Source organism: Hymenobacter qilianensis, from assembly GCF_014638675.1.
GTDB lineage: Bacteria > Bacteroidota > Bacteroidia > Cytophagales > Hymenobacteraceae > Hymenobacter > Hymenobacter qilianensis.
Genome location: NZ_BMFN01000002.1, coordinates 558499 through 584413, shown reverse-complemented (window position 1 = coordinate 584413; position 25915 = coordinate 558499). Strand labels below are relative to the sequence as shown.

Sequence of the window (25915 nt, the reverse complement as noted above, 5' to 3'; positions counted from 1 at the left end):
GTTTTGGCAACAGCAAGGGCCGACTGCATGCAGTCGGCCCTTGCTGTTAATTGGTATTTGGTACGGAGCTAATTTATATGATGAAGAAAGTTGCGGAAGCTACTTCGATTTTGGCTTGGCTGAGATTCGATACAGCCCCGCGCCGTGTCGTCGGATGTGGGGGGCAAATGTGCCGGTAAACGTGCCCACTTCCTTGCCCGTCCACAGGTTACGAATAGTGCAGGCGGAGTTGAAACCCAATTGCTGTAAGGCTACCTCCATCTGCGCAGAATCGGGCGGAACGGGCTTAAACGGGTTTTTGGTGAACACCAGAAACTGCACCGTGCCGCCGGTATTCTGCGAGGCGCCCGCGTTGTCGAGGCCGACGGTAGCGGTGAAGCGGGTGAAGCCGGGGGGCAAATCGTACTCAATCATGGAGTTGGAGTGGGTGCCGATGCCGTTCGGGTACTTTTTGCCCCCCACCAGCAGCTCAGCGCCCGATACGCTTTTGTTGGCCGTTACCTTACCCCAACCAGCCGAAGCTTGCTTCCAGGGAATGGTACTCAGGGCCACGCTTTTTTGCCCATCGGATAGGGTAGGAGCCAGCCAATCGGCGTGGTCCCAGGCAATGTCGTCGCCGCCGTTGCGCACGTTTAGGTAGAGCTTTTTTGCCCCCCGAATGTCGATGTCAACCGGCTTACTATGCCCGGGCGTCTGGCGCGTAATCAGCCCACTCGACCACGCCGCTTCTTCCTCCGCAGCAAGCTCCTGGTCCTGCGCATTAAACAGGGCCAGGTATTTGTCGCCGGTTTTAGGGTCGTCGGCAACCCAGGCAATGAGGTCGTTTCGGCGGAATAGCTGACGGTTGTTGGTGCTTGTGCTATGCATGGCCAACACTTCCTTATTGGTCAGCAGAGAAAGAGTAAAGGCGTCATTGCTAGGCAAGTCGCCCCCAAACATCAGCGGGGAGCGAAACACCGACCACAGCGACATGAGCGTGTACTGCTCGTCTTTGGTGAAGCGCGACATACGGTCGTCGCCCCGCTCGGCCCGAATCCCGATGCGGCCCAGCGGCAGCATATCGGCATCGGGCCAGGCGCCGGGCATGCTGTAGGGCGCCCACCGGTTGCATACTTCAAAGTGCTCCTTCAGCTGCTCCCAACTATCCCAGAAGTCGCCCACGGTGCGCCACATATTGGCGTGCTGCTGCACATGCTTGGCCTGGGCAATGGGCGTTTCGCCCGGCGACGTGCTCAGCACAATTGGCCGGCCGGTCAGGTCAATGGCCTTGCGAATCATCTCCACTTCGGGCGCATGGTAGGGCGAGGAAAGGTCATCGACTTTCACGAAATCCACGCCCCAGTCGGCGTACATCCTGAACAGCGAGTTGTAGTACTCCTGCGCGCCCGGCCGCCCAGCCACTACGGTGTACATATCGCGCAGCCAGCCCGCTTGGTCTTCCGTCGAGTAGATATCCGCCGCTGTTGCCTTGCTCCCCAGAATGGGCAGCTTGCGGTTTACAGCCACCACGGGCACGCCGCGCATAATATGAATACCGAATTTGAGCCCTTTGCTGTGCATATAATCAGCCAACGGCTTGAAGCCCTGCCCATTTGCCGCCGACGGAAACCGATTGACGGCCGGCACGAAGCGCCCGTATTGGTCGATGTTCCATTCAGGGTTTTTCTCGTTGTAGCCGTGGGCCGTGTCGTTGCCCACGTACCACCGAATGTCCACTACCACGTATTGCCAGCCGCTGGTTTTGAGGTACTTCGCCATATAATCGGCGTTGGCTTTCACCTCGGTCTCGGTTACGGTAGGGCCATACGAGTCCCAGCTATTCCAGCCCATCGGCGGAGTAAGCGCCCACTGATGAAAAGCGCGCGTGGGTGGCATTTTCTGGGCCTGCGCAGATAGCGCCAGCGCCAAGGCTGGGGCCAGCAGGAGTCTGGTTTTGTGGTTCATAGACGTGATGTTCAACGAGGGCCTCACCCCCGGCCCCACTCCTAGGGGTGAGGCAAAGAGCCCAGGGCCAAAAAAATGGGTGGAAAAAGAAACCGGCTGCTTCCTTTTTCCACCCATCAACTTCGGATTGATAAATCGTTTAGCGCTTTCCAGGAACGCGCAACACCGTGAAGGAATTGGGGGCCAACGTATAGCTTATCGTCGAAGATTTGACCGCAAACTTTTCCTCCTTAGGAGCAATGTTCATGGGCTGCTCGATGCTGTTCACTGCCTGCAAATCGTTGCTGGCAAGTACAATAGCTTTACCCGATTTGCCCAGTTTCTTGGCACCGGCCAGGTTCAGGGTTACGGTGCGGGGCTGGGGCGAGTAGTTTACCAGTTTCACCACTACTTCACCGGCTTTATCGTCGGCTACGGCGCTGGCGAATAGGTTATCCTGGCCGTTTTTGGCGTTGTTGCCGAGCTGCACGGGCAGCATAGTAGTGCCCGGATTAGTGGCAAACAGCTTCTGCACGTAGTAGTTGGGCGTGCCGTAGGCTTTCAGGTTGTCGAACCAGATAAGGTCAGGCGTCCACTGCCAGGCATCCACGTGAGCAAACAGAGGAGCGTAGGAAGCCATTGTTACAACGTCAGCGTTGCGCTCTAGGCCCGTCATAAAGGCGGCTTCCGAGATGGCGCAATCCCAGTTGTTTTTGTTGTCGGGGCTGCCGATGGCTACGCTTTGGGCAGCGTATTCGCCAGCGAAGATCTTGGGGCCTGTGCGGGGGTAGTTGTCGTAGCGGCCCACATTCTCACGAAACCACTCAGGCTTGGCGTAGTAGTGCTCGTCAATCAGCTCGGCTTTTAGCTCCCGCAGCTTTGCGCTGGCCTTATCAAACAGCTCGCCACCCGGCGACGGACCAGCGCTGCTCACGATGTTCATATTGGGGTACTTGGCCTTCACGGCTTTGGCAAACGGCTCGTAGCGCTCCAGATATTGCGGGCCCCATTGCTCGTTGCCAATCCCGATGTATTTCAGATTGAATGGTGCCGGATGACCCATCGCCACCCGTTTTGCCCCCCAGGTGCTAGTAGCGGGTCCGTTAGCAAACTCAATCAGATCCAGTGCATCCTGAATGAAGGTGTCGAGGGTCGGGTCATCTTCGGCGTGGTCGTGGGCGGGGGCGCTGGGGCCACCGGCGGCCGTGATGGGGGCCAGTTCTGCGGAGTTGAACTGGCAAGCCATGCCTACGTTCAGAATAGGCAGCGGCTCAGCGCCAAGATCTTCGGAAAGCTGGAAATACTCGAAGAAGCCCAAGCCAAACGACTGATAATAATCGGGCGTGAAGCGGTGCTTAAACTCCGTATTCCAGCGGTTGATGATAGGCGAGCGGCTGGCCACATCACCAATGGTTTCCTTCCACTGGTAGCGGTTGTCGAGCGTGACGCCCTCTACGATGCAGCCGCCTGGGAAGCGCAGGAAGCCGGGGTTCATGTCCTTCAACAGCTGCACGAGGTCGGCCCGCATGCCGTTTTCGCGCTTCATCCAGGTGTTTTTTGGGAATAACGATACCACATCCAGATCGAGCGTGCCGGTGCCGTCTACGGTGAGCTTCAGGCGCGCTTTGGCGGCCGTAGCCGAGGGCTTCAATACTACGCTGTACTTTTTCCACTCATTGGTCAGGCCAGTGATTTTGGCTGTGGCCAATACCTTACCCGAGGCAGGCGCTTCGGGGCCGCTTGCCTGGGCACGGGCGGGCTCCTCTATCGTCACATTTAGCCCCCCAACATTGCCGGGGCCACGACGGGCATACACCGAAAACGTGTACTCGGCCCCCTCCTTCACGCCCATTCCCCGGAAGCCTTCGTTCACGAAGCCCGCGTCGGGGCTGGCGGTGGTAGCGGTCAGGCGGAGGAAGTGGCTGTTCTTTTCGCTGATGGGCTGCTGGCTGGAAACCGTGTAGGTGGAGAGGGCCGAGGCCCCTTTGATGCCTTTCCAGCCGATCAGGCGGTCATCGGTTTCAAACGACTTGTTCTTCACCAGCTCGGGGTAAAGACCGCCATCAGCGCCGAAGTTGATATCCTCGAAAAACAAGCCATACATAGTCTTGGCAACCGGAGCGCCGGGCTTGTTTACCTGCACCGTAATAGTGCTGGTAGGGCTGGCCGTCTGGGCGTGTACCAAATTGGTAGTCAGCGCTCCACAGAGGCCTAAACCGAACACAATCGATTGTGCTCGATGGGAAATAAAATGTGTCTTCATGAGTATATTTTTAGGTGGGATGTAGCGTGTTGAAGTCATGACGCAAATCATTTAAAAAAAGCCCCCCAGAAGGTAACTGGGGGGCTTTTTTGGTTACCAGTAAACCGTGTAGAGGGTGGTGATGAGGATAAAGACCACGATAGAGCCAATAGCGAAGCTACGGTTCGTTTTGAACATGCTCCGGTCAATTTCCAGCCCGTTGGTTTTTACGCCCATACTGTTCTCAATCAGGCTAATAACCACCATCATCAGTACGCAAATGACGAACACGATGCCCATACGGTCGAGGAAGGGAATCTCGTAAACGCCGGTTGCGCTCGGCACGGCAAAACCGATGGGAGCCAGGAACGACAGATCCATCATGTTCGGCAGGAACTTCAGCAGCACCGATAGCAGGAAGCCGCCGATGGTAGCAAACAGGGCCGCCGTAGAGGTGGTTTTCTTCCAGAAGAAGCCCAGAATAAACATGGCGAAAATACCCGGCGACACGAAGCCTGTGTATTCCTGAATGTACTGGAAGCCGCCTTTCTTGTCGATGCCCAGGAAGGGAGCGATGAGCACGCCCAAAATCATGGCGACTACCACCGAGATTTTGCCTACGCGTACCAACTGCTTTTCCGAGGCGCCCTCGTTGAACACTTTCTTATAAATGTCGAGGGTAAAGATGGTGGCAATACTGTTGGCTTTGCCAGCCAGCGAGGCTACTACCGCTGCCGTAAGAGCTGCAAAAGACAAGCCCTTCAAGCCTACGGGCAGAATATTGAGCAGCACCGGGTACGCCCGGTCAGGGTTCAACTCTCCATCCTGCATCATTTCACCACCGAATACGTCGGCCTTAAACAGTACATACGCTGCAATACCTGGCAACACAACAATTACCGGCATCAGCATCTTCAGGAAAGCAGCGAACAGCAGGCCAGCGCGAGCCGTTGGCAGGTCGGCACCCAAGGCGCGCTGGGTGATATATTGGTTGCAACCCCAGTAGTTCAGGTTCACAATCCACATACCGCCAAGTAGCACCGTCAGGCCGGGCAGATCGAGGTAGTTCGGATTGTCGCGATTGAAAATCATGTGGAAGTGGTCGTTGGCCTGGCTCGTCATTAGCGAGAAGCCCTTAAGCACGCCCGTACTGCCGTAATGCTCAGCCACCAGATTCAAGGCCAGATACGTAGTCGCCAAACCGCCCAGAATCAGGAAGAATACTTGAATTACGTCGGTGTAGCCGATTACTTTCATACCACCCAGGGTGATGAAAATAGCGAAGATCGCCAGCAGATACATGCAGAGCGTAATGTCGAAACCCGAGATGCTGCTGATGGCAATAGCCCCTAGGTAGAGAATCGAAGTCAGGTTTACGACCACATACAGCATAAGCCAGAACACAGCCATAATCATGGCCACCGTGCTATTGTAGCGCTGGCTCAAGAACTGCGGCATCGTGGCAATGTTGTTTTTCAGGTATACCGGAATGAAAAACACCGCCACGATAATCAGCGTGATAGACGCCATCCACTCGTAGGTGGCAATGGCCAGACCCATCTTAAACCCGGAGCCCGACATACCCACAAACTGCTCAGCCGAGATGTTGGAAGCAATGAGGGAAGAGCCAATGGCCCACCACGTTAGCGAGCCTTCGGCGAGGAAGTAATCCTTTGAGTCGCCGTCCACCGTGCCATCGTGCGTGTTTTTGCGGCGATAAATCCAGATGCCATAGCCGGCAACAATGATGAAGTAAATAATGAAAACGATGTAGTCAATCGTTGCGAGCTGATTCATTTGAAAGGAGTAGGGCTTTTGGCTGACAGATGGTAAGGATTTGGGAAAGTAGTGAAATTATCGGCTGCCATAAGCTACTTCGTTGTAGCGCAACTCATTTTTAAAGGTGCGCAGCTTGGTATCGTCATCTATCAAAACGTATTCGATACCGGCCATCTCGGCAAAGTCCTCTAAATATTCGGCCGTTAAATTCTGGCTGTAGCCCGTGTGGTGAGCACCGCCGGCCAGAATCCAAGCCGCCGCGCCTACTGTTAAGCTGGGTTTTACTTTCCACAGTACGCGGGCTACGGGGAGCTTCGGCAGGTCTTGCTCGGGCTCTACGGCTTCCACTTCATTCACCAGCAAACGGAAACGATTGCCCATGTCAACCAGCGTAGCGTTCAGGGCTGGGCCGGCGGGGCAGTTGAACACGAGGCGCACCGGGTCAGCTTTACCGCCAATTCCTAAGGGGTGTACTTCGCAGCGCACTTTGCCCGTGGAGATGGTGGGGCAAATTTCGAGCATGTGGGAGCCCAGCACCTGATTGTTGTTGGGTGCCAGGTGGTAGGTGTAGTCTTCCATGAAAGAATTGCCCCCCGGCAGACCAGCGCCCATCACTTTCATAGCCCGCACCAGCGCTGCCGTTTTCCAGTCGCCCTCACCACCAAAGCCGTAGCCCTCAGCCATCAGGCGCTGCGTAGCAATGCCGGGTAGCTGAGCCATGCCGTGCAAATCCTCAAAGGTATCGGTGAAGCCTTTGGCGCCGGTGTCCTGCAAAAACTTGCGCATACCGGCCTCAATGCGAGCCGCCTCGCGCAACGACTCGCGCTGGCTGCCGCCATCTTTTAACGTGTCTGCCAACTCGTACTGCTGGGCGTAGTCGGCCATCAACTCATCGATCTGCGCGTCGCTCACTGCATTGATGACAGCCACTAAATCGCCAATACCATACGTGTTCACGGAGTAGCCAAACTTGATTTCAGCTTCCACTTTGTCGCCCTCGGTCACGGCTACGTAGCGCATATTATCGCCGAAACGGACAAATTTTGCCCCCTGCCAGTCGGCCCAGGCGCAAGCCACGCGGGCCCACACATTCAGGCTCTGGTGCACGGCGGGATCCTGCCAGTGGCCCACCACCACCTTACGATTTAGGCGCATGCGTGTGCCAATGAACCCAAACTCCCGGTCGCCGTGCGCCGATTGGTTGGTGTTCATGAAGTCCATATCGATGTCAGCCCACGGAATATCGCGGTTGAACTGGGTGTGCAAATGAGCCATCGGCTTGTGCAGAATCTTCAGGCCGTTGATCCACATTTTGGCGGGCGAGAAGGTATGCATCCACGCAATCAGCCCCACACAGTTCTTGGTGGTGTTGGCATCCTGCATGAGCTGATAAATCTCATCGGGGCCAGTTAGCACAGGCTTGAACACGATTTTGATGGGTAGCTCGGTGTCCAGCGCAGCAGCAATCTGCTGAGAATGCTGCGCCACCTGTTCCAGCGTTTCGGGGCCGTAGAGGTGCTGGCTACCAGTAATAAACCAAGCTTCGTAGTGGGAAATGTCTAGCATAATTAGGGAGAGTTTTAAAGACTTTGGTCATGCAGAGCACAGCGAAGCATCTCGCGTGTTTAGTTGTTTAGCTTGGCAACATCAGCACGCGAGATGCTTCGGCTCCGCCTCTGCATGACGTTCTGGTTATTCGGATAGCTTCTTAAGACTGCCCGTAATAGGAATTCACGCCGTGTTTGCGGTCGTAGTGTTTTTGAATCAAGGCGTCTTTCAGGCGTGGCACATCGGGGCGCAGAGTGCAGCTGAGGTAAGCCATGCGGGCCACTTCTTCCAGCACTGCGCTATTGTACACCGCCTTTTCCACGGTTTTGCCCCAAGTAAAAGGTGCGTGGTTGCTGAGCAGCACCATTTCCACCTCGGTAGGAGAGAGGCCGCGGCGCTGAAACTCATTGAGAATCTGCCAGCCGGTTTGGTGCTCATAGTCGCCCGCAATCATGGCGTCGGCCATGGGCGGGGCGCAGGGAATATCGGCGGTGAGGTGGTCGGCGTGGGTGGTGCCCAGAATGGGAATATCGAGCTGGGCCTGCGCCCAGGAGGTAGCGTAAGTGGAATGCGTGTGTACAATGCCGCCAATGTGTTCCCAGTGGTTGAAAAGGACCGCGTGCGTTTTCGTATCCGACGACGGGCGCTTAGTACCTTCCACCACTTTGCCCCCCAAACTCATAATCACGATGTCATCGGGCCGCAAAGTGTCGTAGGGGACGCCGCTGGGCTTTATGGCAAATACGCCCTGTTCCCGGTCCACCACGCTGGCATTGCCGAAAGTGAAAAGCACCAGCCCAAGCTTGGGTAGCTGCATGTTGGCCTCGTAGCAGGCCTGTTTTAGATCCTGATACTGGCTCATGCGTTGGTATTTAGGGCTGGCTCGGTTTCTCTCGATTCGCTAGGCTCCGGTGCTTCATTTTTGCCCCCCAGCGTCTTGGATTCTACAAAATGACCAAAGGCCTGATACTGGGCGTAGCGACGCTGATAGTCAGCCACGCGGGCGGGATTTGGGTGATATGTTTCGGCAAAGCCGCTACCCATAACCCGCTGAGCGGTTAATACATCGGGGTGCACGCCGGCGGCTACAGCCGCATACATGGCGGAGCCGAGGGCCGGAGCCTGCTCAGAAGTGGCAATCTTAATGGGCCGGTCGAGCACGTCTGCCAGGGTTTGCATCACGAATTGCGACTTCTTAGCTACGCCGCCAATACCGATAACCTGCTTGATGGGAATACCTTCCTGCTCAAAGCGCTCCACAATTTGCTTGGAGCCGTAGCAGATGGCTTCTACCAGCGCCCGGAAAATCTGGGGGGCATTTGTGCCCATAGTTAGGCCCATGATGGCGCCTTTCAGGGCTTGGTTAGCATCCGGCGTGCGCCGACCATTCACCCAGTCTAGGGCCAAAACGGACGACTCTTCAGGGTCAACTTCGGCGGCCGCTTTCGTGAGTTCAATCAGCAGCCGGTCGCTCATTTCTTCGCGTAGGGCTTCCTGCTGCTCGGGCGTTAGCACTTTCGACTGCGGCAGCAGCGTGAGCAAGGGCCACTCGATAATCTGCCGGAACCAAGCCAGCAAATCGCCAAAGGCTGATTGACCCGCTTCCAGGCCCAGCATGCCCGGAATCACAGAGCCATCTACCTGACCACAAATACCTTGCACCAGCTTATCGCCTACTTCCTCATTTGGAGCTACTACGATGTCGCAGGTAGAGGTGCCCATAACTTTCACCATGGAGTAGGCCTCAATCTCGCCAGCTACCGCGCCCGCGTGGGCATCGAACGAGCCGACTGCTACTACTGTATTCGTAGTCAGGCCCAGGCGCTTTGCCCACTCCTCCGACAGGTTACCGGCAACTTGGTCAGCGGTGAAGGTGTCCTGATACAGGTGCCCGCGCAGCAAGGTCAGCTTGGGCTCCAGGTGAATGATAAATTGCTCCAGCGGCAGACCGCCCCAGCTCTCGTGCCACAGTGCCTTGTGACCTGCGGCGCAGCGGCTGCGCTTGAAGTCATGCAAATTGCCCCCCGTGAGCTGTAGCGTTACCCAGTCGCAGTGCTCCATCCAGGAGTAAGCAGCTTTGGCTACGGCCTCATCTTCGCGGACCACGTGCATGATTTTAGCCCAAAACCACTCCGAGGAATAGATGCCGCCTTCATACTTGGTGTAGTCCTCGCCGCCCCAGGTGCGGGCTTTGTGATTGATTTCAGCGGCTTCTTCCAGGGCTGTGTGGTCTTTCCAGAGCACAAACATGGCGTTGGGATTTTCCTCAAAGCCAGGCGTCATGGCAAGGGCAGTACCATGCTCGTCAACGGCGCAGGGGGTAGAGCCAGTGGTATCCACGGCTATGCCCACTATTTGCTCGGCGGGCACCTTTTGGGCTACCTGACGGATGGTCGTTTCCAGCCCCTCCAAATAATCCAGTGGGTGCTGACGAAACTGGTTGCGGGCGGGCTTGCAGTAGAGCAGCTTTTTCCAGCGGGCGTAGTAATGCACGGCCTGGGCCACCTCGGCGCCAGTGCGGGCATTTACCAGCAAAGCACGTACGGAATCGGTGCCATAATCGACCCCGATAACGTAGGCATCTGCTCCGGAATCAATCGATTGTGAATCTTGCACGATAGAAATGAATAAGTCGGTTTTCAGGTAAAATAGCAGGCCGGATTACTTGCGCACCCCAAACTGATGCACCGTGGAGGAACGTAGAGTTTCGCCTGGCTTCAGGATGGTAGAAGGGAACTTAGGCTGGTTGGGCGAATCGGGGAAATGCTGGGTTTCCAGGCAGAAACCGCCATTTTTGACATACTTGGTGCCGCCTTTGCCCGTGAGGGTGCCATCGAGGAAGTTGCCGGTGTAAAACTGCACGCCAGGCTGGTCGGTGGTGATGGTAAGCGTGCGGCCCGAGGTAGGCTCGTACACCATCGCAGCCTGGCGCATGCCGCTGCCGGTACCTTTCAGCACCCAGTTGTGGTCGTAGCCGCCTTCTACCTGCCCAATCCGCTCGCCGATGGCATGGGGAGTTGTAAAGTCGAAGGGAGTGCCTGTCACGGGGCGCAATTCGCCCGTCGGAATCAGGCCGGCATCTACTACCGTGTAGCGGTCGGCATTCAGGGTTACCTGATGACTCAGGATGTCCTTGGCCGTGCCGTGGTTGAGGTTGAAGTAGCTGTGGTTGGTGAGGTTAACGGGCGTAGCCTTGTCGGTAGTGGCCGTGTAGTCGATGCGGAGCGCATCGTCGTTGGTGAGCGTGTACACTACCTGCACGTTGAGGTTGCCGGGGTAGCCTTCTTCGCTGTCTTTGCTGGTGTAGGTCAGCGTCAGGTTTTGACCATCGGCAGAGCTACCGGGCTGGGCCTGCCACACTACTTTATCGAAGCCTTTTACGCCGCCGTGCAGGTGGTTCGCGCCGTTGTTGGTAGCCAGCTTATACTCCTTGCCATCCAGGGTAAATTTGCCCCCCTTGATGCGGTTGCCGTAGCGGCCAATCAGTGCACCGAAATAAGGCCCCGACTTAACATACTCCGGGCTCTGGTAGCCGCTCACATTATCGAAGCCCAATACGATGTCGCCCAGCTTGCCGCTTTTGTCCGGCACCAGCAGGCTGGTAAGCGTACCACCGTAGTTGGTGATTTTGGCTTGCAGACCGTGGGAGTTGGTGAGCGTGTACAGTTGGACTTCCGTTCCGTCGGTGGTTTTGCCGAAGGAAGTAGCGGTTGGGGTCATAGCGGTGGAGGCAGTTTGGGTGGAGTCGGCGGCAGCGCTGGAATTGGCGTTTTCGCTGCTGGAGGGTTGCTGGTTGCAGGCTACGAGAAGCAGCACGCCGGCCAGGTTTCCGCCCAGCGAAGAAATACGGGAAAAAGAATTCATAGCGGGGAGAGAAAAGAGCTTTAAGTGGTCAGGAATAGGAGGTGGAAGGCTAATGAGAGGATACCAAAACGGTTTAGCAAGCAGAGCTTTCAGGGCGTCAGTTTACCACTAAATAATTAGAGGTAAATCGCTTGAGGCACAGAAACGACGAATAACAACGGCGTGCACCCATAGCAACATCCTCAGATTTGGTATGTAAAGTAGAAAGACTTCCTGAATTACACAATCGTTTGTGTCTCTTACATTCTATTCCATTGCCTTAGCTTACTCAACTGTCACCTTCTGATTCAGCAGTTTGCCGGCCTGCTGCACCTGCACCAAGTAAACGCCCGGCGCCAACGCGGCCTCCACAGCTACCTTGCTCTGCTGGGGGGCAAATTTGCGTTGATACACTGATCGGCCCTGCAAATTGAAGATCTGAACCGTGACGGCGCCACCTGTTTTTTTGCCCCCCAGCTCTACCGTAAAGCTGCCCCGGATAGCCGGAATAGGGTAGATGCTGACTTCCGTTAGGAGCGCCGGCGTGTTGGTTGCGGTAAGCGTGCCCGGTGCGGCCAAGGTCCAGCGTTGGCAGGCACAATCGTTGTAGTCCCAAAGGCCCAGCTGTATGCCGACTGCGGTAGAAGCGAAGGGCACTTCTACTACCCGGTTGCCATTTACGGAAGCGAAAACCAAGGTACCATCGTTGGCCCGCTCAATGCGAAATTTCTGGCAGGCCAGGCCATTATCGGCAAACAGCTGAAGCTTGGCCCCAGCATCGGGGGAGCAGCCCGATACATCGGCGGCGAGGCCCCCCAGCGCAGTCGTTATTTTGTATTCGCCATTGCCCAGCGCCGTAAAATCCCATTGCTGGCAGTTCAGGCCGGACTTTGTGCCCTGCGCAATCATCTGGCCCGAGACACCGGTGCAACCCCAGGCATCCCAAACCAAGCCGCTGTTTTTATTGGCAATTTCGTAGCGGCCCGGCTTCACCCAGTCGCGGCTGATAACGGGCCAGTCGGTGGCATCCCAGGTCAGATTGGCCAGCCCGAGCTTGGGCACGCCGTTGTCATCCCGGTCATAATAGTGGTGCGAAACGTAGCTGACGCCGCCTTCCTCGAATACCCCGATGTGGCCCGGCCCAATATAGCGACCCGAGGAATTTAGCACGGTGGTGCCGCCGCTATTATTCAGGTCGACGCCATTCTTATCGAGGAACGGTCCTGAGGGCGAAGCTGACCGGCCCACCTGCGCGAAGTAGGTACTATTTGCCCCCCGGCAGCAGGCGCCGCGGTTAATAAACAGATAATAGAAGTTGCCGTGACGCATGATGTGAGCCGCTTCTACATCGCCGTTGGCAATGCTAAACTCGCTGGTGCCCAAAAGCTTGCCCGTAGCCGGGTTCAGCTGCGTGGTGCGTAGGCCACCGAAAAAGGAGCCATAGCTAAGCCATACATTGTTGTTGGCGTCGCGGAATACGGCCGGATCAATGGCATTCACACTACTGTTACTGCTGGTTGAAATCACCTCGCCCTGATCGACCCAGCGGTAGTTGGGGCTGCTAGGGTCCAGGGTTACGTTGGTGACTAAACCAATGGCCGATACCTTGGAGCCAAACGTGGAGCAGGAGTAATACAGGTGAAATTTGCCGTTCATGAAAAAGCACTCCGGAGCCCAAAAATTGCCTTGAAAACCGGGCACTTTCGTGTTGATCCAGCTCGGGTAAGCATTGTTGACGAACACCGCACGCGGCCCCGGAGTCCAGTTAATTAAGTCCGTCGACGACATGCTGTAAATGCCTTGCCCCGTGGCGAAAATCCAGTAACGGTCGCCGTCTTTAACAATCGTAGATGGATCGTGCACGCCCGTTAGCCCCTGCAAGGCGTGGGCTTTTATGCTTAGCAAACCGCCGATTAGTAAGAGCAAGAATCCGAGGCGGAGCCGTGTAGGTATCCACCGGGTTGTAAGCGGTGGTTGGGGGGCTTTCTGTAGAAGTGAAGGCATGAGCAGGGGTAGTTGAATGCTATTAGAATAGGGCAAAGGGTTACTCTCCCCCAGGTTTCGTAACGGGGGTGTTGATAGCTACCGGTGTGCCGAAATTGGGTGAGCCATCAGCGTTCCAATTGAACTTCTGCATGCGTGGATTTCGCTTCTCTACGCAACCCTCGCCAGGGTTGGAGTTAGCGTGATAAATCAGCCAATCCTCTTGTCCATCTTTCGACTTGAAAAAGCCATTGTGGCCGGTGGCAAAAGCGCGGTTAACGGGACTTTGGGTAAAGACTGGTTTGCTTGACTTAGTCCAGGAAGCAGGGAGCATGGGGTCAGCCGTAGCCGTGGCTGTCAGCATGCCTAGCGCATAGGAATCGGTGCCGCAAAAGCTGGCCGAGTACACCAGAAACGTCTTGTTATCGTGCTTGATAATTTCGGGCCCTTCGTTTACGTAGGGCGGGCCCACGTTTTCCCACGGATGCTCGGGGCTCGAAAGCTCTACCCGTGGCCCCGTCAGCGTCCAGGGGTTGCTCATCTCAGAGATATAAAGCCGCTGAACACCATTTACACCATCGTGCCCCGACCAGATGAAATAGCGCTTGTTATTTTGCTCCAGCACGGTACCGTCAATGGCCCAAAAGTCGGCATTGGGATTATAGACGCGACCTTTATTAATCCAGGTTCCAGTAGTTGGATCGGCGGCGCTGTTTTCCAGTACCCACGTGCGCTGCAGGCCCAAGTTGGTGCCCGCCGGACCCGCTGAATAGTATACATACCACTTCCCATCAAAGAAATAGAGCTCCGGAGCCCATAAGTTGCCACCTGCTGGGCTGTTCGCCTCAGGTCGCCAAATGGTAGTGCTATTCGCCAGCGACAGGTCCGACATCTTGGCCGTTTTCCAGATGCGCAGGTCAGTGTACGTGGTATTCATGTAATAGTAAAACCCATCCTTTTGGGCCACCCACGGATCGGCGCCCGAGGGCAGCAAAGGGTTAGTAAAGGTTGTGTTGTTCGGTGCCGGTGGGGTAGTAGGTTGGGTAACAGGAGAGGGGGCTGGGGCGGCCTTTTCTTTGCCGCAGGCAACAGCTAGCACCATGCAAACCATAAGCAGCCAGCGCGACCCAGAATGCATAAGCTGTTGGAAAGGCTGGGGAGCAAAATCACGCATAGCAACACTATTGGTAAGTACCAGACGAAAACAGCCGCTCCAGCTGTGGCCGGAGCGGCTGTGTGTCTATCAATTAATCAATCGGTTAATAGCCAGGATTCTGTTTGAGGTTGGGGTCAATACCAAGGTCACGCCGTGGTATTGGCAGTAGCTTCGAGACACCCAGACGGAAGTTGTTGAAGTCCGTATCGCGCGTTTTCAACTCATCAATGCCAGCTTGGTTGTCCATCAGGCCCCAGCGAAGAATATCGAACCAGCGGGTACCTTCGCCAGCCAATTCTTTCGCCCGTTCCATATAGATAGCCTGGAGCATAGACTCACGCGTGAAGTTGCCAGTTAGCGGTCTCAGGTCTACGCGGGTGCGTACTCTATTAACGAGTGGCAGCGCTGCACTTACCTGATTGAGTTGGGCGAGAGCTTCGGCTTGCATCAAGAGTACATCGGCGTAGCGAATAACGCGGTGGTTGATGCCCGATGAAAAGTTCTCATCAGTGCGGGTGCGGTCATTCAGATACTTGCGCCAGTACTGCTGGTTGGGGTTCCAGTTCCATTGCTGGAAGGTGCGGCCGTAGAAGACATCCGGGTTGCCAGCGTGAATAATGCTGATATCGCGCCGAGGATCGATTCTGTGTCTGGTTGTGCTGCCCGGAGCAAACGATACCGTGGAGTCCGTATAAGCATTGAGCAACCAGCGACGGGGCTGCACGTCGGCAAACGTAGGACCGGGAGGGCCAAAGAAGTTGGGACGGTCGTGGCTTTCCGAAGCCGAGCCATTGTCCTGGCCCTGACCCACTTCCAGCACTGAACCCGTAAACTGCACTTCAAATACCGACTCGCGGTTATTCTCGTTCCGATCGGTGAAGTTGTCAAGGTAGTTGGGTACCAAATCATATTGGTTTGAAGCCGCGATTTGAGTGAATAAAGCAGAAGCCTCTGCCCACTTACGCTGCTGCATGTACACTTTGGCGAGCAGTGCCTGCGCCGCGCCCTTAGTAGCACGACCTTTTTGGTCGTCATTGTACGAAAGGGGAAGGTCTGGAATAGCAGATTGTAAATCGGTAATCATCTGTACCTCCGTCTCTGCCTGTGTTACCTGAGGTGCCCGGGCAGTTACGTCACTAGGCTCTTCCAAGATCAGAGGCACATTGCCGAAGAAATAAGCCATATCGAAGTACGACAGGGCCCGTATGAACTTGGCTTCGGCAACCAACTGTTTTTTCAGCGTTTCGTCCATGGTAATACCGGGCACCCGGCCGATTACCTGATTCGTACGGTAAATCGTACGGTAGTAATCGTTCCAAGCAAACGACGAGATAAAGAAGTCTACATCGGGCTGGATGAAGCGCGTAAAGTTGGCCAACTCCACAAAAGGGCTTGCACTGAACGACTCATCGGAGCGGTGCGCCATGAAGTGCCAGCTGCGGTAGTACACAGCAAACTGCTGGAGACCAGAGTAAGCGGCATATACTCCTTTTACAGCATCAGCCTCGTTTTGCCAGAAGTTGTCCTTGGTGGGAGCGTTCGGATTGCTCTGATCCAACAGGTCCTTTTCGCAGGCTGTGGTCATCAAAAGACCCCCCGCGAGCAGAAGAGTAAGTAGTTTATTGCTTTTCATCTAAGTAGAGAAAACGATTTGGGTGGGGCAGTAGGTAAAAAGTATCTATTACCCCGTCGTGATTTAGAAGTTAACCTGTACGCCGCCCGTGAAACTGCGCACGTTGGGATAAGAGCTGATGTCGACGCCGCGGCTGTAGAAGCCCGTGCCGGTAATCTCCGGATCGAAGCCTGTGTAGTCCGTAGCGGTAAATACATTGCGGCCGGTCACATACACACGAATGCTGCCCAAGCTTGGTACTTTGCTTGTCACTGACGTTGGCAAGGTGTAGCCAAGCTGAATGTTCCGCAAACGGATGTATGATCCATCTTCCAGCCAGCGCGTTGTGTTAAACAGCGAGTTGGAAGCAGCAGCTAAGCCCAAGTCGCCGCTACCACCACCTTGCAGCAACCGTGGCGTAGAAGTCGATGGGTTTTCAGGAGACCAAGGTTCTACGTCGGCGTTGTAGTTGTTTGGGCCAGCGTAGCTTTCCAAGTCTCTGCGGGCTTGGTTATAAATCTTGTTGCCGCTTACGGAGTTAAAGAACACTGACAGATCAAAGCCTTTGAAGGCAGCATTCAGATTCAGACCCATCAGCAGGTTAGGAATTGATTTCCCTGAATAAACCGCGTCACTGTTGTTAATCCGTCCGTCATCGTTGGTATCCCGGTAGCGCACGTCGCCAGCTGAAGCGAAGGGTTGAATAACGGTACCAGCAGAGTTTCTGTAGTTGGCTACTTCATCCGCCGATTGGAAGATGCCATCGAAAGGAATCAGGTAAAACTCACCGAGCGAACGGCCCACCTCCGAGCGAGTCAGGAGTTCGCCACCTTCTAATACTTGGCCTACAACGGGCAGCGATGTAACCTCATTTTTAACCGTGGTGAGCGTAAAGTCAGCACCATAAGTGAAGGCACTTTTGTTTTCGTGGTAGCCTAAAGCCAATTCAAAACCACGGTTCTCGATATCGCCCGCATTTTGGAACAGAGTAGCACCAAAGTGACCTAGGTAAGTCAGCACCTGTACTGGTGCCAGTGCGTTGCGGGTTTTGGAGATATAGTAATCAGTAGACAGCGTAATACGGTCATCCCATGCGCCAAGGTCCAAACCTACGTTTGTCGTGTAGCGCTCTTCCCATTTAATATCAGGGCTAGGAAGAGCCAACTGTGACTGACCATTGACGATGTTCTGGCCAGTACCAATCACGTAGTTCACGTTTTGGCCTACAATAGCCTGCGTAAGATAGCTACCACCGGCAGCACCGGCTACGGCGTCGTTGCCATTGGCACCATAGCTGGCACGTAGCTTCAGGTTATTCACCTGCGGTACAGTTGTCTTGAAGAATTCTTCTTCGCTTAGGCGCCAGCCAACCGAGGCGGCACCAAAGTTTCCCCAGCGGTTATCCTCTGTAAAGCGGGAGGAACCATCGCGGCGGGCGCTAACGGATAACAGATAGCGGTTTTTGTAATCGTAAGTAGCCTGAGCGAAGAAAGAACGTTTTGTGTTCCTGAAAGAGCTGCCTTGAACAACCCCAACTTTTGGTGCAGCGCTCAGCTCGAAGAAATATTGCCCCCCAGCCTGAGTGTAGCCCTGTCCGCCAGCTTGCACGTTATGAGCACGGAGGCTCTGTTCCGAAACACCAACCAGCGCATTCACAGTGTGGTCACCTAGTCGCTTATTGAAGTTCAACGTGTTTTCACCCAGCAGGAACAAGTCATAGCCTAAAAACTCATTAAGCGACGAGGTGTTGATGCGAGTGTTCTGACGGAGAATACCAGACTGCTGGGCATCAGCATTGCTGTACGTATGGCCGTCCATGGCCACGTTCAGGCGGTAAGTAAGAAAATCGAAGAAGGAGTACTCAGCACTGATGTTACCTGCCAAGCGGTTGTCAGATTGCGTGCGATTCAGCAACGCTTGCGCACCAATGGGGTTCGTGGCAAACGTGTTGAGGCGGGTCGAACCAGTTCCAAATCCTCCTTCATTCGCCGGATCATATACCGGAATGCTGGGCAGCATGGTGAGCACATCGATGAATGGCGCGCCGTTTAGCAGCGTGACATCGAGGTGGGTGAGCTGCACGTTTTCTTGTAAGCGTAAACGTCCGCGGGTAAATCCGGAGTTAAGGCGTAAGCTGTAGCGCTGAAAGTCAGGGCCTTTTACAATTCCTTCTTGGTGAAAATATTCACCTGAAATCAGGAAGTTGGTAGTGCTCTTCTCCCCCGATGATCCACCAGAGAAAGATAGGTTGTAATCCTCGAGTCGGCCAGTTTGGAAAAACTCATCTTGCCAATCGGTATCGATACTCGGGTCGAAGGCACCACCCGGACCTTTTACAGCGCCAGCTAAGCTGTTTTGTCCGTTATTCAATGGGTCAAGGCCAGCGTTCTGATAAGCAATAACGGCGCGGTCGGCCCACTCGCTGGCGTTGGTTAGGTTATAGGTCTTAGAGATCTGATCTACGCCCATATACCCATTGAAGCTAATGGCAGGTGCGCCAGCTTTACCCTTTTTCGTGGTAATCTGTACTACGCCGTTGGCACCCCGTGAACCGTAAACGGCTGTAGAAGAGGCATCTTTCAGGACAGTGAGCGACTCAATATCATTTGGGTTCAGATCCCGAATATTATCAGTCCACAACCCGTCGATTACATAGAGTGGGCCACTGCCAGCATTACCTAGGGTACCAATACCTCGAATATTAACAATCGGGGCAGCACCTGGTCCGCCCGAGCCGGTTACCTGTACGCCAGGCAGGCGGCCCTGAAGCGCTTGGGTAGCCGTTGCTACAGGTGCTTTGTTCGCCTCTTTCACGTCGAGGCTGCTCACTGAGCTACTCACGTTTTGGCGGTCTTCGGTCAGATAACCTACTACTACTACCTCACTCAGTGCCTTCGCATCGGGTACCAAGCCCACATTAATGGTAGTTCGCCCTCCAACAGCTATTTCTTGGGAAGTGTAGCCTACGTAAGAAATGACCAGCGTGGCATTGTCGGGGGCCGTAAGGGTATAGCTGCCGTCTGCACCTGTTTGTGTACCATTGGTAGTGCCTTTGACCACTACGTTTACACCAGGCAAGCCTTCACCATTTTCGTCCGTTATCCGGCCATTAATGGTCACGTCGGGAGTCTGAACGGTTAGTGAGCTAGCTAAGAACTCAGAGTAAGATGCTGCCGCCGCTGTGTATGGCTGAAAGGGCAGGCAGCAAAGAAGAGCCGGAATAGCTAACCGACTCATTTTGGGTACAGGCTTTTTCATGAAGTGGGAAATGGTGGGGATGGAAAATAATAGAATGCACAATCGATTGTGTCGAGACTTATTCACAAACGATTGTGTAAAGGCTCAAAAAAAAGGGTGGCTACATGCCAGACATCACCAGGCTACAAGGGCCAAACCAGCTCGCAGTGACATTATGAGGACATTCATAAGGGGTTAGAGAGCTGGGATGTTGGGCGAAATTCTTGTTAAGAGTACTAGAAACTCCAACAATTTGCAAATTAAATCATGTGCTTCCAAAAAAAATCTGCCTTATAAATCTACCTATCTAAATCGATTGAGGTAGGTTAGTGGTGAGCATAATAAGCGAAAAAGCCCCCAGCTTAAAGATTTGGGGTTTTTAATGTGCAGAACATTAGGATTTAGGTGGTCAGTTAGAAATCCTAAAAAATTAAGGCTAATTGTCGGCCGGTAACTTCTTCACTATCCAAATTTGACAGGGACACGCCCAGCAGTCGAACGCCCTGGGACAAGGGCAGCAGTCCGGCTAGTAGCTCTAAGCTGATCTGTTCAAGCATGGCTTTGGTATGGACGGAAGCTAGGGCTGTGCGGCTACGTGTGACTTGCTGGAAGTCGGCATATTTGACTTTCACCGTAACCGTGCGGCCTCTGGTTTCGGTGCGCTCACAATAGTCCCATACGGATTCCAGGCAGGGGGCAATTCCTTGCATCAACTCTTCATAGCTGGCCAAGTCCTGCTCAAATGTGGTTTCGGAGCCTACGGACTTACGAATCCGGTCGGCTACCACGGGGCGGTTGTCTTGCGCGCGGGCAATTGCATAGTAGTAACTGCCCGCTTTGCCGAAGTTCTGCCGTAGAAACGCCTCTGTTTGTAAGCGCAAATCGAGGCCGGTGAAAATGCTTAGCTGGTTCATGCGCGCGGCCGTCACGGGGCCGATGCCGTGGAACTGGCCCACGGCCAACGTCTCTACCAACGCCAGCCCTTGGTGTGGACGAATGACAAACTGCCCGTTTGGCTTGCGATAGTCGGAAGCTAATTTGGCTAGAAACTTATTGTAGGAAATGCCCGCCGAGGCCGTGAGTTGAGTTTCGGCCAGAATTGCCCCCCGAATCTGCTGGGCCACCTGCGTAGCCGACGCAATGTGCTTGAGATTTTGAGTTACGTCTAGGTAAGCCTCGTCCAGCGAAACGGGCTCGATAAGCGGCGTGTATTCCGCAAAAATGGCTCTGATCTGCCGCGAAACGGCTTTGTATACATCGAAGCGCGGCTTCACAAAAACCAAATCCGGGCATTTGCGCAGCGCTACCGACGACGCCATGGCAGAGCGTACGCCAAACTCGCGCGCTTCATAGCTGGCGGCCGCTACCACGCCGCGCTGCCGCGAGCCACCAACCGCCACAGGCCGTCCGCGCAGGGCAGGATTGTCGAGCTGCTCCACGGAAGCGTAGAAGGCGTCCATGTCGAGGTGAATGATTTTGCGATGTTCGGGCTGGGGCTCCACTGCTTCGTTTCTCTGCTTCCACGAAGATACAGTCCGTAGTGCGAGGTGCCAGCGGCGGGTTTCTTATTTTATCCAGGCCCGAACACATCATCAATGCAACCTGGGGGGCTTTTTAAGGCTCCATTTATTACTCCCGCCTCAATCAGTTTAGAATCATGAAAAAGGTATTGTCCTGCTTACTGCTAGTAACTCTGATGGCCTGCAACTCCGACTCCGATCCGGACCCGAATTGCATTGACAAAAGTAAAATCAGCTCCGGGCCTTGCCCCGCAAACGTAGACCCAGTCTGCGGCTGCGACGGCAAGACCTACGGCAACGCTTGCGAAGCTGGTAGAGCGGGCGTCATTTCCACGACACCTGGCCCTTGTCAGCGTTAGTAATTCAGCCCTTATTAAGCCCTAGAAAAGCCTGGCCCTGGAGTCAGGCTTTTCTGTGTGCAGGTATTTTAAACCACCTTTTGAAGGTAGCCTCAAGCCATTTTTGGAATGATCTGTTTATCTTAGTCATAGCTGATCATACTGCGTATGGTAAGCTCAGCTATTGGTACTGAACAATACCTGCCTCTCAGCTGATCTGCATTGCTTTGGCCTGAAAAAGCCCCCCAAATGCTTGGCTGAGTATTCGAAGCGCTTTTCTATTTATAAGCTAGATGAAAGATCCCGAAGAGAACTCTGAACAAAGCGCCAACGCGGGCCGGGGCCTGTCGCGGCGTGGTTTCCTGAAAGGCGCTGGCATCACGGCGGCTGGTGGCGTACTGATGACCAGCGGCATTGCTGGTTTGGCCGATGCCGAAGCAGCGGCCCCCGCACCCGATACGGTTGGTCCAGGACGCACCAGCGTCACGCTCAAGATCAATGGTGACAAGAAGAAAGTCGCTATTGAGCCTCGTCAGACCTTGGCGGAAGTGCTGCGCATAGAGCTGAATCTGACGGGCACCAAAGTAGTGTGCGACCGGGGAGCCTGCTCGGCTTGCACGGTGTGGCTCGATAATACGCCCGTCAACTCCTGCATGACGTTGGCCATTGAAGTAGGCAAGCGCGAAATAACGACCATCGAAGGCTTGGCCAAAAATGGCAAGCTTCACCCCGTGCAGGAGGCTTTTGTGGCTCACGATGCCAGCATGTGCGGCTTCTGTACGCCGGGCATGGTGATGAGCTGCGCCAGCCTGTTGCAACGCAACCCCAAGCCCACGCTCGACGACGTGAAAACAGCCACCAGCGGCAACCTCTGCCGATGTGGTACATACCCCAAAGTATTTGAGGCTACGCTGGCCGCGGCCGGTATTGCTTACTCCCAAACCCAGGCCCAGGCCGCCAAAGGATAGATTATGGCCAGCTACCGTAAACTCAAAAAGTCGGCGAAGAAGGAGGGCAAGTTTGCTGCCCTCGCCGCCGCACTGGCGGCCCCGGCCATCGGTTCGGCGGCGCCGGCTGCTACCCAGTCGCTGACAATGCCAATGGGCATTCCGGGTGTAAATCTGAAGACCATTACCCGCGAAGTGCCCACCGATGAGCCGCCCGTGCTGGCGGTAAACGACAAGCTGAACGTGTTGGGCAAGCGCACCCGTCGGCTCGATGCGCATTTGAAAGTAACCGGTCAGGCCAAGTATACCTACGATATCAACCTGCCGGGCATGCTGTATGGCCGCATGTACCGCTCGCCGCATCCGCACGCCAACGTGAAGGGCGTAGATACCAGCGCCGCCGAGCGTTACCCTGGTGTGAAGGCCATTTATATCATTGAAACGGTGATGGGCTCAGCTATTGAGCGCGACCCCAACCACAAAAACCCGAAAGTGCAGTCTACGGGGGGCAAATTTCCGAAGGTGCGCTACGCCGGGCAGCCCATTGCGGCCGTAGCCGCTACCACCCAGCAAGCCGCCGACGAAGCTGCCCGCCTGATTAAGGTGGAATATGAATTGCTGCCCTTCGTAACTGACCTGGATGATGCCCGCAAACCCGATGCGCCGCTGGTGTACGGCGGCAAGCAGGTAAGTATGGAGGAGAGTGGCGGTGGCGGCGGCGCGGCCGGGGGCTTGCCCCAGAAAGGCAACGTGCGCGGCCCGAGTACCAAAAGCATGTTTGGCGGCTCGCGCGGCAACGTAGAAAAAGGCTTCAAGGAAGCCGAAATCATTGTGGAGGGCGAGTTTAGAACCCAAGTGCAAACCCACGCCCCACTGGAAACCCATGGCATGGTAGCCGACTACCGTCCCGATGGCCTGACCGTGTACCTCTCTACTCAGGATACGGCCGGCGCCCGCAGCGAAATGGCCGAGCTGTTTAAGCTGCCCAAAACGCAGGTACGCGTGATTACCGAGTTTATGGGGGGCGGATTTGGGGCCAAATACGGCGCCGGTAACTACGGCGTAGCCGCCACGCATTTGTCGAAGAAAACAGGCGTGCCCGTGCGTATTATGCTCGATAGGCGCGAGGAGCACGTAGCAGTTGGTAATCGGCCTAACTCGGTGCAAAATCTGCGTATTGGGGCCAAAAAAGATGGAACGCTCACTGCTATGCAGCTCACCAGCTACGGCACGGCCGGCGTGGGCTTGGGCGCGGGCGTTGGCTGGATTGCCGAAACCATGTACCTCACCAACCCCAACTTTAAGGGCGAGCAATACGACGTACTTACCAATGCCGGACCAGGCGCAGCCTTCCGCGCGCCTGGCGCGCCGCAGGGGGCATTTGCCCTGGAGCAGCTCATCGATGAGTTGGCTGAAAAGGTAGGTGTGGATGCTCTAGCCCTACGCGACAAGATTGACAAAAGTGAGATGCGCCGCGAGCAGCGCCGCGTGGGCGCTGAGCGTTTTGGCTGGAGCAAGCGCCAAGCCCCCGGCTCCTCGCCCGGCGTGGTGAAGCGCGGCGTGGGCGCGGCCCAGTCGGAGTGGGGGCGTTTTATTGATATGGACTCCTCCTGCGAGGTGCGCTTGCACCAGGATGGCTCCGTGGAAATCATGTCGAGCGTACAGGACTTGGGAACAGGTATCCGCACGGTGCTGGCCCAGGTGGTAGCCGAAGAGTTGGGCCTGCAACCCACCGACGTAACCGTACGCATCGGCGACACGAATTATCCGCCCGGCCCTGGCTCGGGCGGAAGCAAAACCACAGGCTCCATTACGCCGCCGGCCCGCACCGCCGCCTACAAAGTTGGACAGCAGCTATTGACCGCGGTGGCACCAAGCATGGGCGTGGCGGCTAGTGAGTTGGCGTTTGTGGGGGGCAAAATTGTGGCGAAAAGCAACGCTGGTAAAAGCTTGAGCTTCCGCGAAGCAGCCCAAAAACTGCCAACCCAGCAGGTTTCGGCCACCGAAAAGCGCAAGGATGACTATGGCGGTTTCTTCCGGCCGGGGGTATCCTTCGGGCAATCGGGCGGAATTCAGTTTGTGGAAGTGAGCGTGGATACCGAGACTGGCTACGTGAAAGTGGAGCGGGTAGTGGGTGCCCACGACTGTGGCCGCCCTATTAATCCACTGGCGCTGGAAAGCCAGATCAACGGGGGAATTTTGCAGGGCATCAGCTGGGCACTGTACGAAAACCGCCATATGGACCGCAACTACGGCCACATGATGAACGCCAACCTCGACCAGTATAAAATACTAGGCTCACGCGAGGTACCCCAAATCGACATCATCATGGTAGAGGAATACACCGCTACCAGCTCAACCGATGCGCTGGGTATTGCTGAATCGGCCAACGTAGCTACTGCCGCAGCCGTGGCTAATGCCGTGTACAATGCCATTGGGGTGCGTATTTATGAGCTGCCCATTACGCCTGAGCGAGTCCTAAATGCGCTGGCCAAACCCAAACAGAAACTAGGCAAAGTATAGCTCAGGTTACTTCACTTTCTGACTAGCAAATACTGCCTAATTAACGACATAGCAGGATGAACGCCTTTCAATGGACCGACGCAACAAGCGTCAAGCAGGCTACGGGCCAAAACACAACGCCGGTAGCCGATGCTATGCTGGTGAATGCCAAGCCGGAGTCGGCCACCATCTTCAAAGCCGGTGGCGTGGACGTGCTGGATTTGATGAAGGAGCACGTACTGGCGCCCGCTCGCATTGTAGGAATCGGCAACTTGCCCAAGCTGGACGCGATTCGTAATGCGGGCAAAGACGGCACTCACCTTGGCGCTTTGGTCACCTTAGCCCAGCTGGAGCGCGACGGCGACCTGCACAAAAGCTACCGTGCTCTTACCGAAGCAGTCAGCCATGCCGCAACGCCGCAAGTGCGCAACGCGGCCACGCTGGGGGGCAATATTATGCAGCGTCCGCACTGCTGGTATTTTCGCAATGAGAATTTTAAGTGCCTGAAAAAAGGCGGTACTGTTTGCTTCGCTAACCAGCCCGGCGCCGAGAATAAGTACCATGCAATCCTGGGAAACCAGACTTGCTCGGCGGTGCATGGTTCCAGCATTAGTACGGCTTTGGTCGCCTTCGGAGCCCAAGTCGAATTGACGGGTCCGCAAGGCGTGCGACGGGTGCCGCTGGAGCAGTTTTTCGTGACGCCGGAAAAGGATGTAAAGCGCGAGAATTCGATTCAGCCCAATGAGCTGATTACTGATGTGTTGCTGCCCACGCCCGCTGCCGGTACTGGCTCTTGGTACATCAAATTTGGGGAGCGCGAAAGCTATGATTGGGCGCTGGCCGACGTAGCCGTGGTGCTGGAGCAGCAAAATGGCCGCTGCACCAAGGCCAGCATTGTGCTGGGCGCCGCCGCCCCGGTTCCACTGCGTGCCGCCGCTGCTGAAGCAGCCTTAATTGGCAAACCAATAAACGAAGAAACTGCCCGCGCCGCCGGGCAGGCAGCTACTACCGGAGCAACTCCGCTGGAACACAACGCCTACAAAGTGCCGATTTTTGCAGCCATAGTGAAGCGGGCGATTTTGAAAGCAGGGGAGGTGTAGGAGAGGCCTCAACCCCTAGCCCCTTCTCCTAGGGGAGAAGGGGGACTAGTTCTAAATTACTAAAGTTCTAACTATAGCTAGTTTTCTAGAATAACTAAAAACTAGTCCCCCTTCTCCCCTAGGAGAAGGGGCTAGGGGTTGAGGCCTCCATTGAACAACATATTTATATGCCCACTTACATTCCC

At 55.3% G+C, this 25915-nt stretch carries 16 protein-coding genes; 4 read left to right on the top strand and 12 right to left on the bottom strand.

The window, feature by feature from the left end; genetic code table 11:
• Positions 1-99: 99 nt before the first annotated feature.
• The 12 genes from IEW06_RS10295 to dinB form a co-directional block, all read right to left on the bottom strand.
• Complete coding sequence (locus IEW06_RS10295; protein WP_188548222.1) at positions 100-1944, bottom strand: NPCBM/NEW2 domain-containing protein; 1845 nt, start codon at positions 1942-1944, stop codon at positions 100-102.
• A 139-nt stretch (positions 1945-2083) separates the two neighbouring features.
• On the bottom strand, positions 2084-4186 hold the full coding sequence (locus IEW06_RS10290; RefSeq protein WP_188548221.1) for an alpha-L-arabinofuranosidase family protein: 2103 nt from the start codon (positions 4184-4186) through the stop codon (positions 2084-2086).
• A gap of 93 nt (positions 4187-4279) precedes the next feature.
• Positions 4280-5962, bottom strand: coding sequence for a sodium/sugar symporter (locus tag IEW06_RS10285; protein ID WP_187732460.1), 1683 nt, complete (start codon positions 5960-5962; stop codon positions 4280-4282).
• Between the two features lie 57 nt (positions 5963-6019).
• Positions 6020-7510 carry an L-arabinose isomerase gene (gene araA, locus IEW06_RS10280; RefSeq protein ID WP_187732459.1) on the bottom strand — a complete coding sequence of 497 codons (1491 nt, stop codon included), beginning with the start codon at positions 7508-7510 and terminating at the stop codon, positions 6020-6022.
• 142 nt (positions 7511-7652) lie between these two features.
• The gene (locus IEW06_RS10275; RefSeq protein WP_187732458.1) at positions 7653-8354 is read right to left on the bottom strand and encodes an L-ribulose-5-phosphate 4-epimerase; all 702 of its coding nucleotides are present in this window, start codon (positions 8352-8354) and stop codon (positions 7653-7655) included.
• Positions 8351-10108 (bottom strand): ribulokinase, encoded by a 1758-nt coding sequence (locus tag IEW06_RS10270; RefSeq protein ID WP_229743095.1) that lies wholly within the window; start codon positions 10106-10108, stop codon positions 8351-8353. The genes IEW06_RS10275 and IEW06_RS10270 overlap by 4 nt, the downstream gene beginning before the upstream one ends.
• Positions 10109-10153: 45 nt before the next feature.
• On the bottom strand, positions 10154-11356 hold the full coding sequence (locus tag IEW06_RS10265) for an aldose epimerase family protein (RefSeq protein WP_223284602.1): 1203 nt from the start codon (positions 11354-11356) through the stop codon (positions 10154-10156).
• 264 nt (positions 11357-11620) lie between these two features.
• On the bottom strand, positions 11621-13339 hold the full coding sequence (locus tag IEW06_RS10260) for a family 43 glycosylhydrolase (protein ID WP_188548220.1): 1719 nt from the start codon (positions 13337-13339) through the stop codon (positions 11621-11623).
• A gap of 40 nt (positions 13340-13379) precedes the next feature.
• On the bottom strand, positions 13380-14492 hold the full coding sequence (locus IEW06_RS10255) for a glycoside hydrolase family 43 protein (protein WP_223284600.1): 1113 nt from the start codon (positions 14490-14492) through the stop codon (positions 13380-13382).
• 85 nt (positions 14493-14577) lie between these two features.
• Positions 14578-16107 carry a RagB/SusD family nutrient uptake outer membrane protein gene (locus IEW06_RS10250; protein ID WP_188548219.1) on the bottom strand — a complete coding sequence of 510 codons (1530 nt, stop codon included), beginning with the start codon at positions 16105-16107 and terminating at the stop codon, positions 14578-14580.
• A 63-nt stretch (positions 16108-16170) separates the two neighbouring features.
• Positions 16171-19344, bottom strand: a complete 3174-nt coding sequence (locus IEW06_RS10245) for a SusC/RagA family TonB-linked outer membrane protein (RefSeq protein WP_188548218.1) — start codon at positions 19342-19344, stop codon at positions 16171-16173.
• 401 nt (positions 19345-19745) lie between these two features.
• Positions 19746-20783, bottom strand: coding sequence for a DNA polymerase IV (gene dinB / locus IEW06_RS10240; RefSeq protein WP_229743094.1), 1038 nt, complete (start codon positions 20781-20783; stop codon positions 19746-19748).
• A gap of 197 nt (positions 20784-20980) precedes the next feature.
• Here dinB and IEW06_RS10235 point away from each other — a divergent pair, with 197 nt between their 5' ends.
• From IEW06_RS10235 to IEW06_RS10220, 4 genes are all read left to right on the top strand, one after another.
• Positions 20981-21202 (top strand): Kazal-type serine protease inhibitor family protein, encoded by a 222-nt coding sequence (locus IEW06_RS10235; protein ID WP_187732452.1) that lies wholly within the window; start codon positions 20981-20983, stop codon positions 21200-21202.
• A gap of 272 nt (positions 21203-21474) precedes the next feature.
• Positions 21475-22149 carry a (2Fe-2S)-binding protein gene (locus tag IEW06_RS10230; protein WP_187732451.1) on the top strand — a complete coding sequence of 225 codons (675 nt, stop codon included), beginning with the start codon at positions 21475-21477 and terminating at the stop codon, positions 22147-22149.
• Positions 22150-22152: 3 nt separating this feature from the next.
• Positions 22153-24651 carry a xanthine dehydrogenase family protein molybdopterin-binding subunit gene (locus IEW06_RS10225; RefSeq protein ID WP_188548217.1) on the top strand — a complete coding sequence of 833 codons (2499 nt, stop codon included), beginning with the start codon at positions 22153-22155 and terminating at the stop codon, positions 24649-24651.
• Positions 24652-24707: 56 nt separating this feature from the next.
• Positions 24708-25730 carry an FAD binding domain-containing protein gene (locus IEW06_RS10220; protein ID WP_187732450.1) on the top strand — a complete coding sequence of 341 codons (1023 nt, stop codon included), beginning with the start codon at positions 24708-24710 and terminating at the stop codon, positions 25728-25730.
• The last annotated feature ends 185 nt before the right edge of the window (positions 25731-25915 follow it).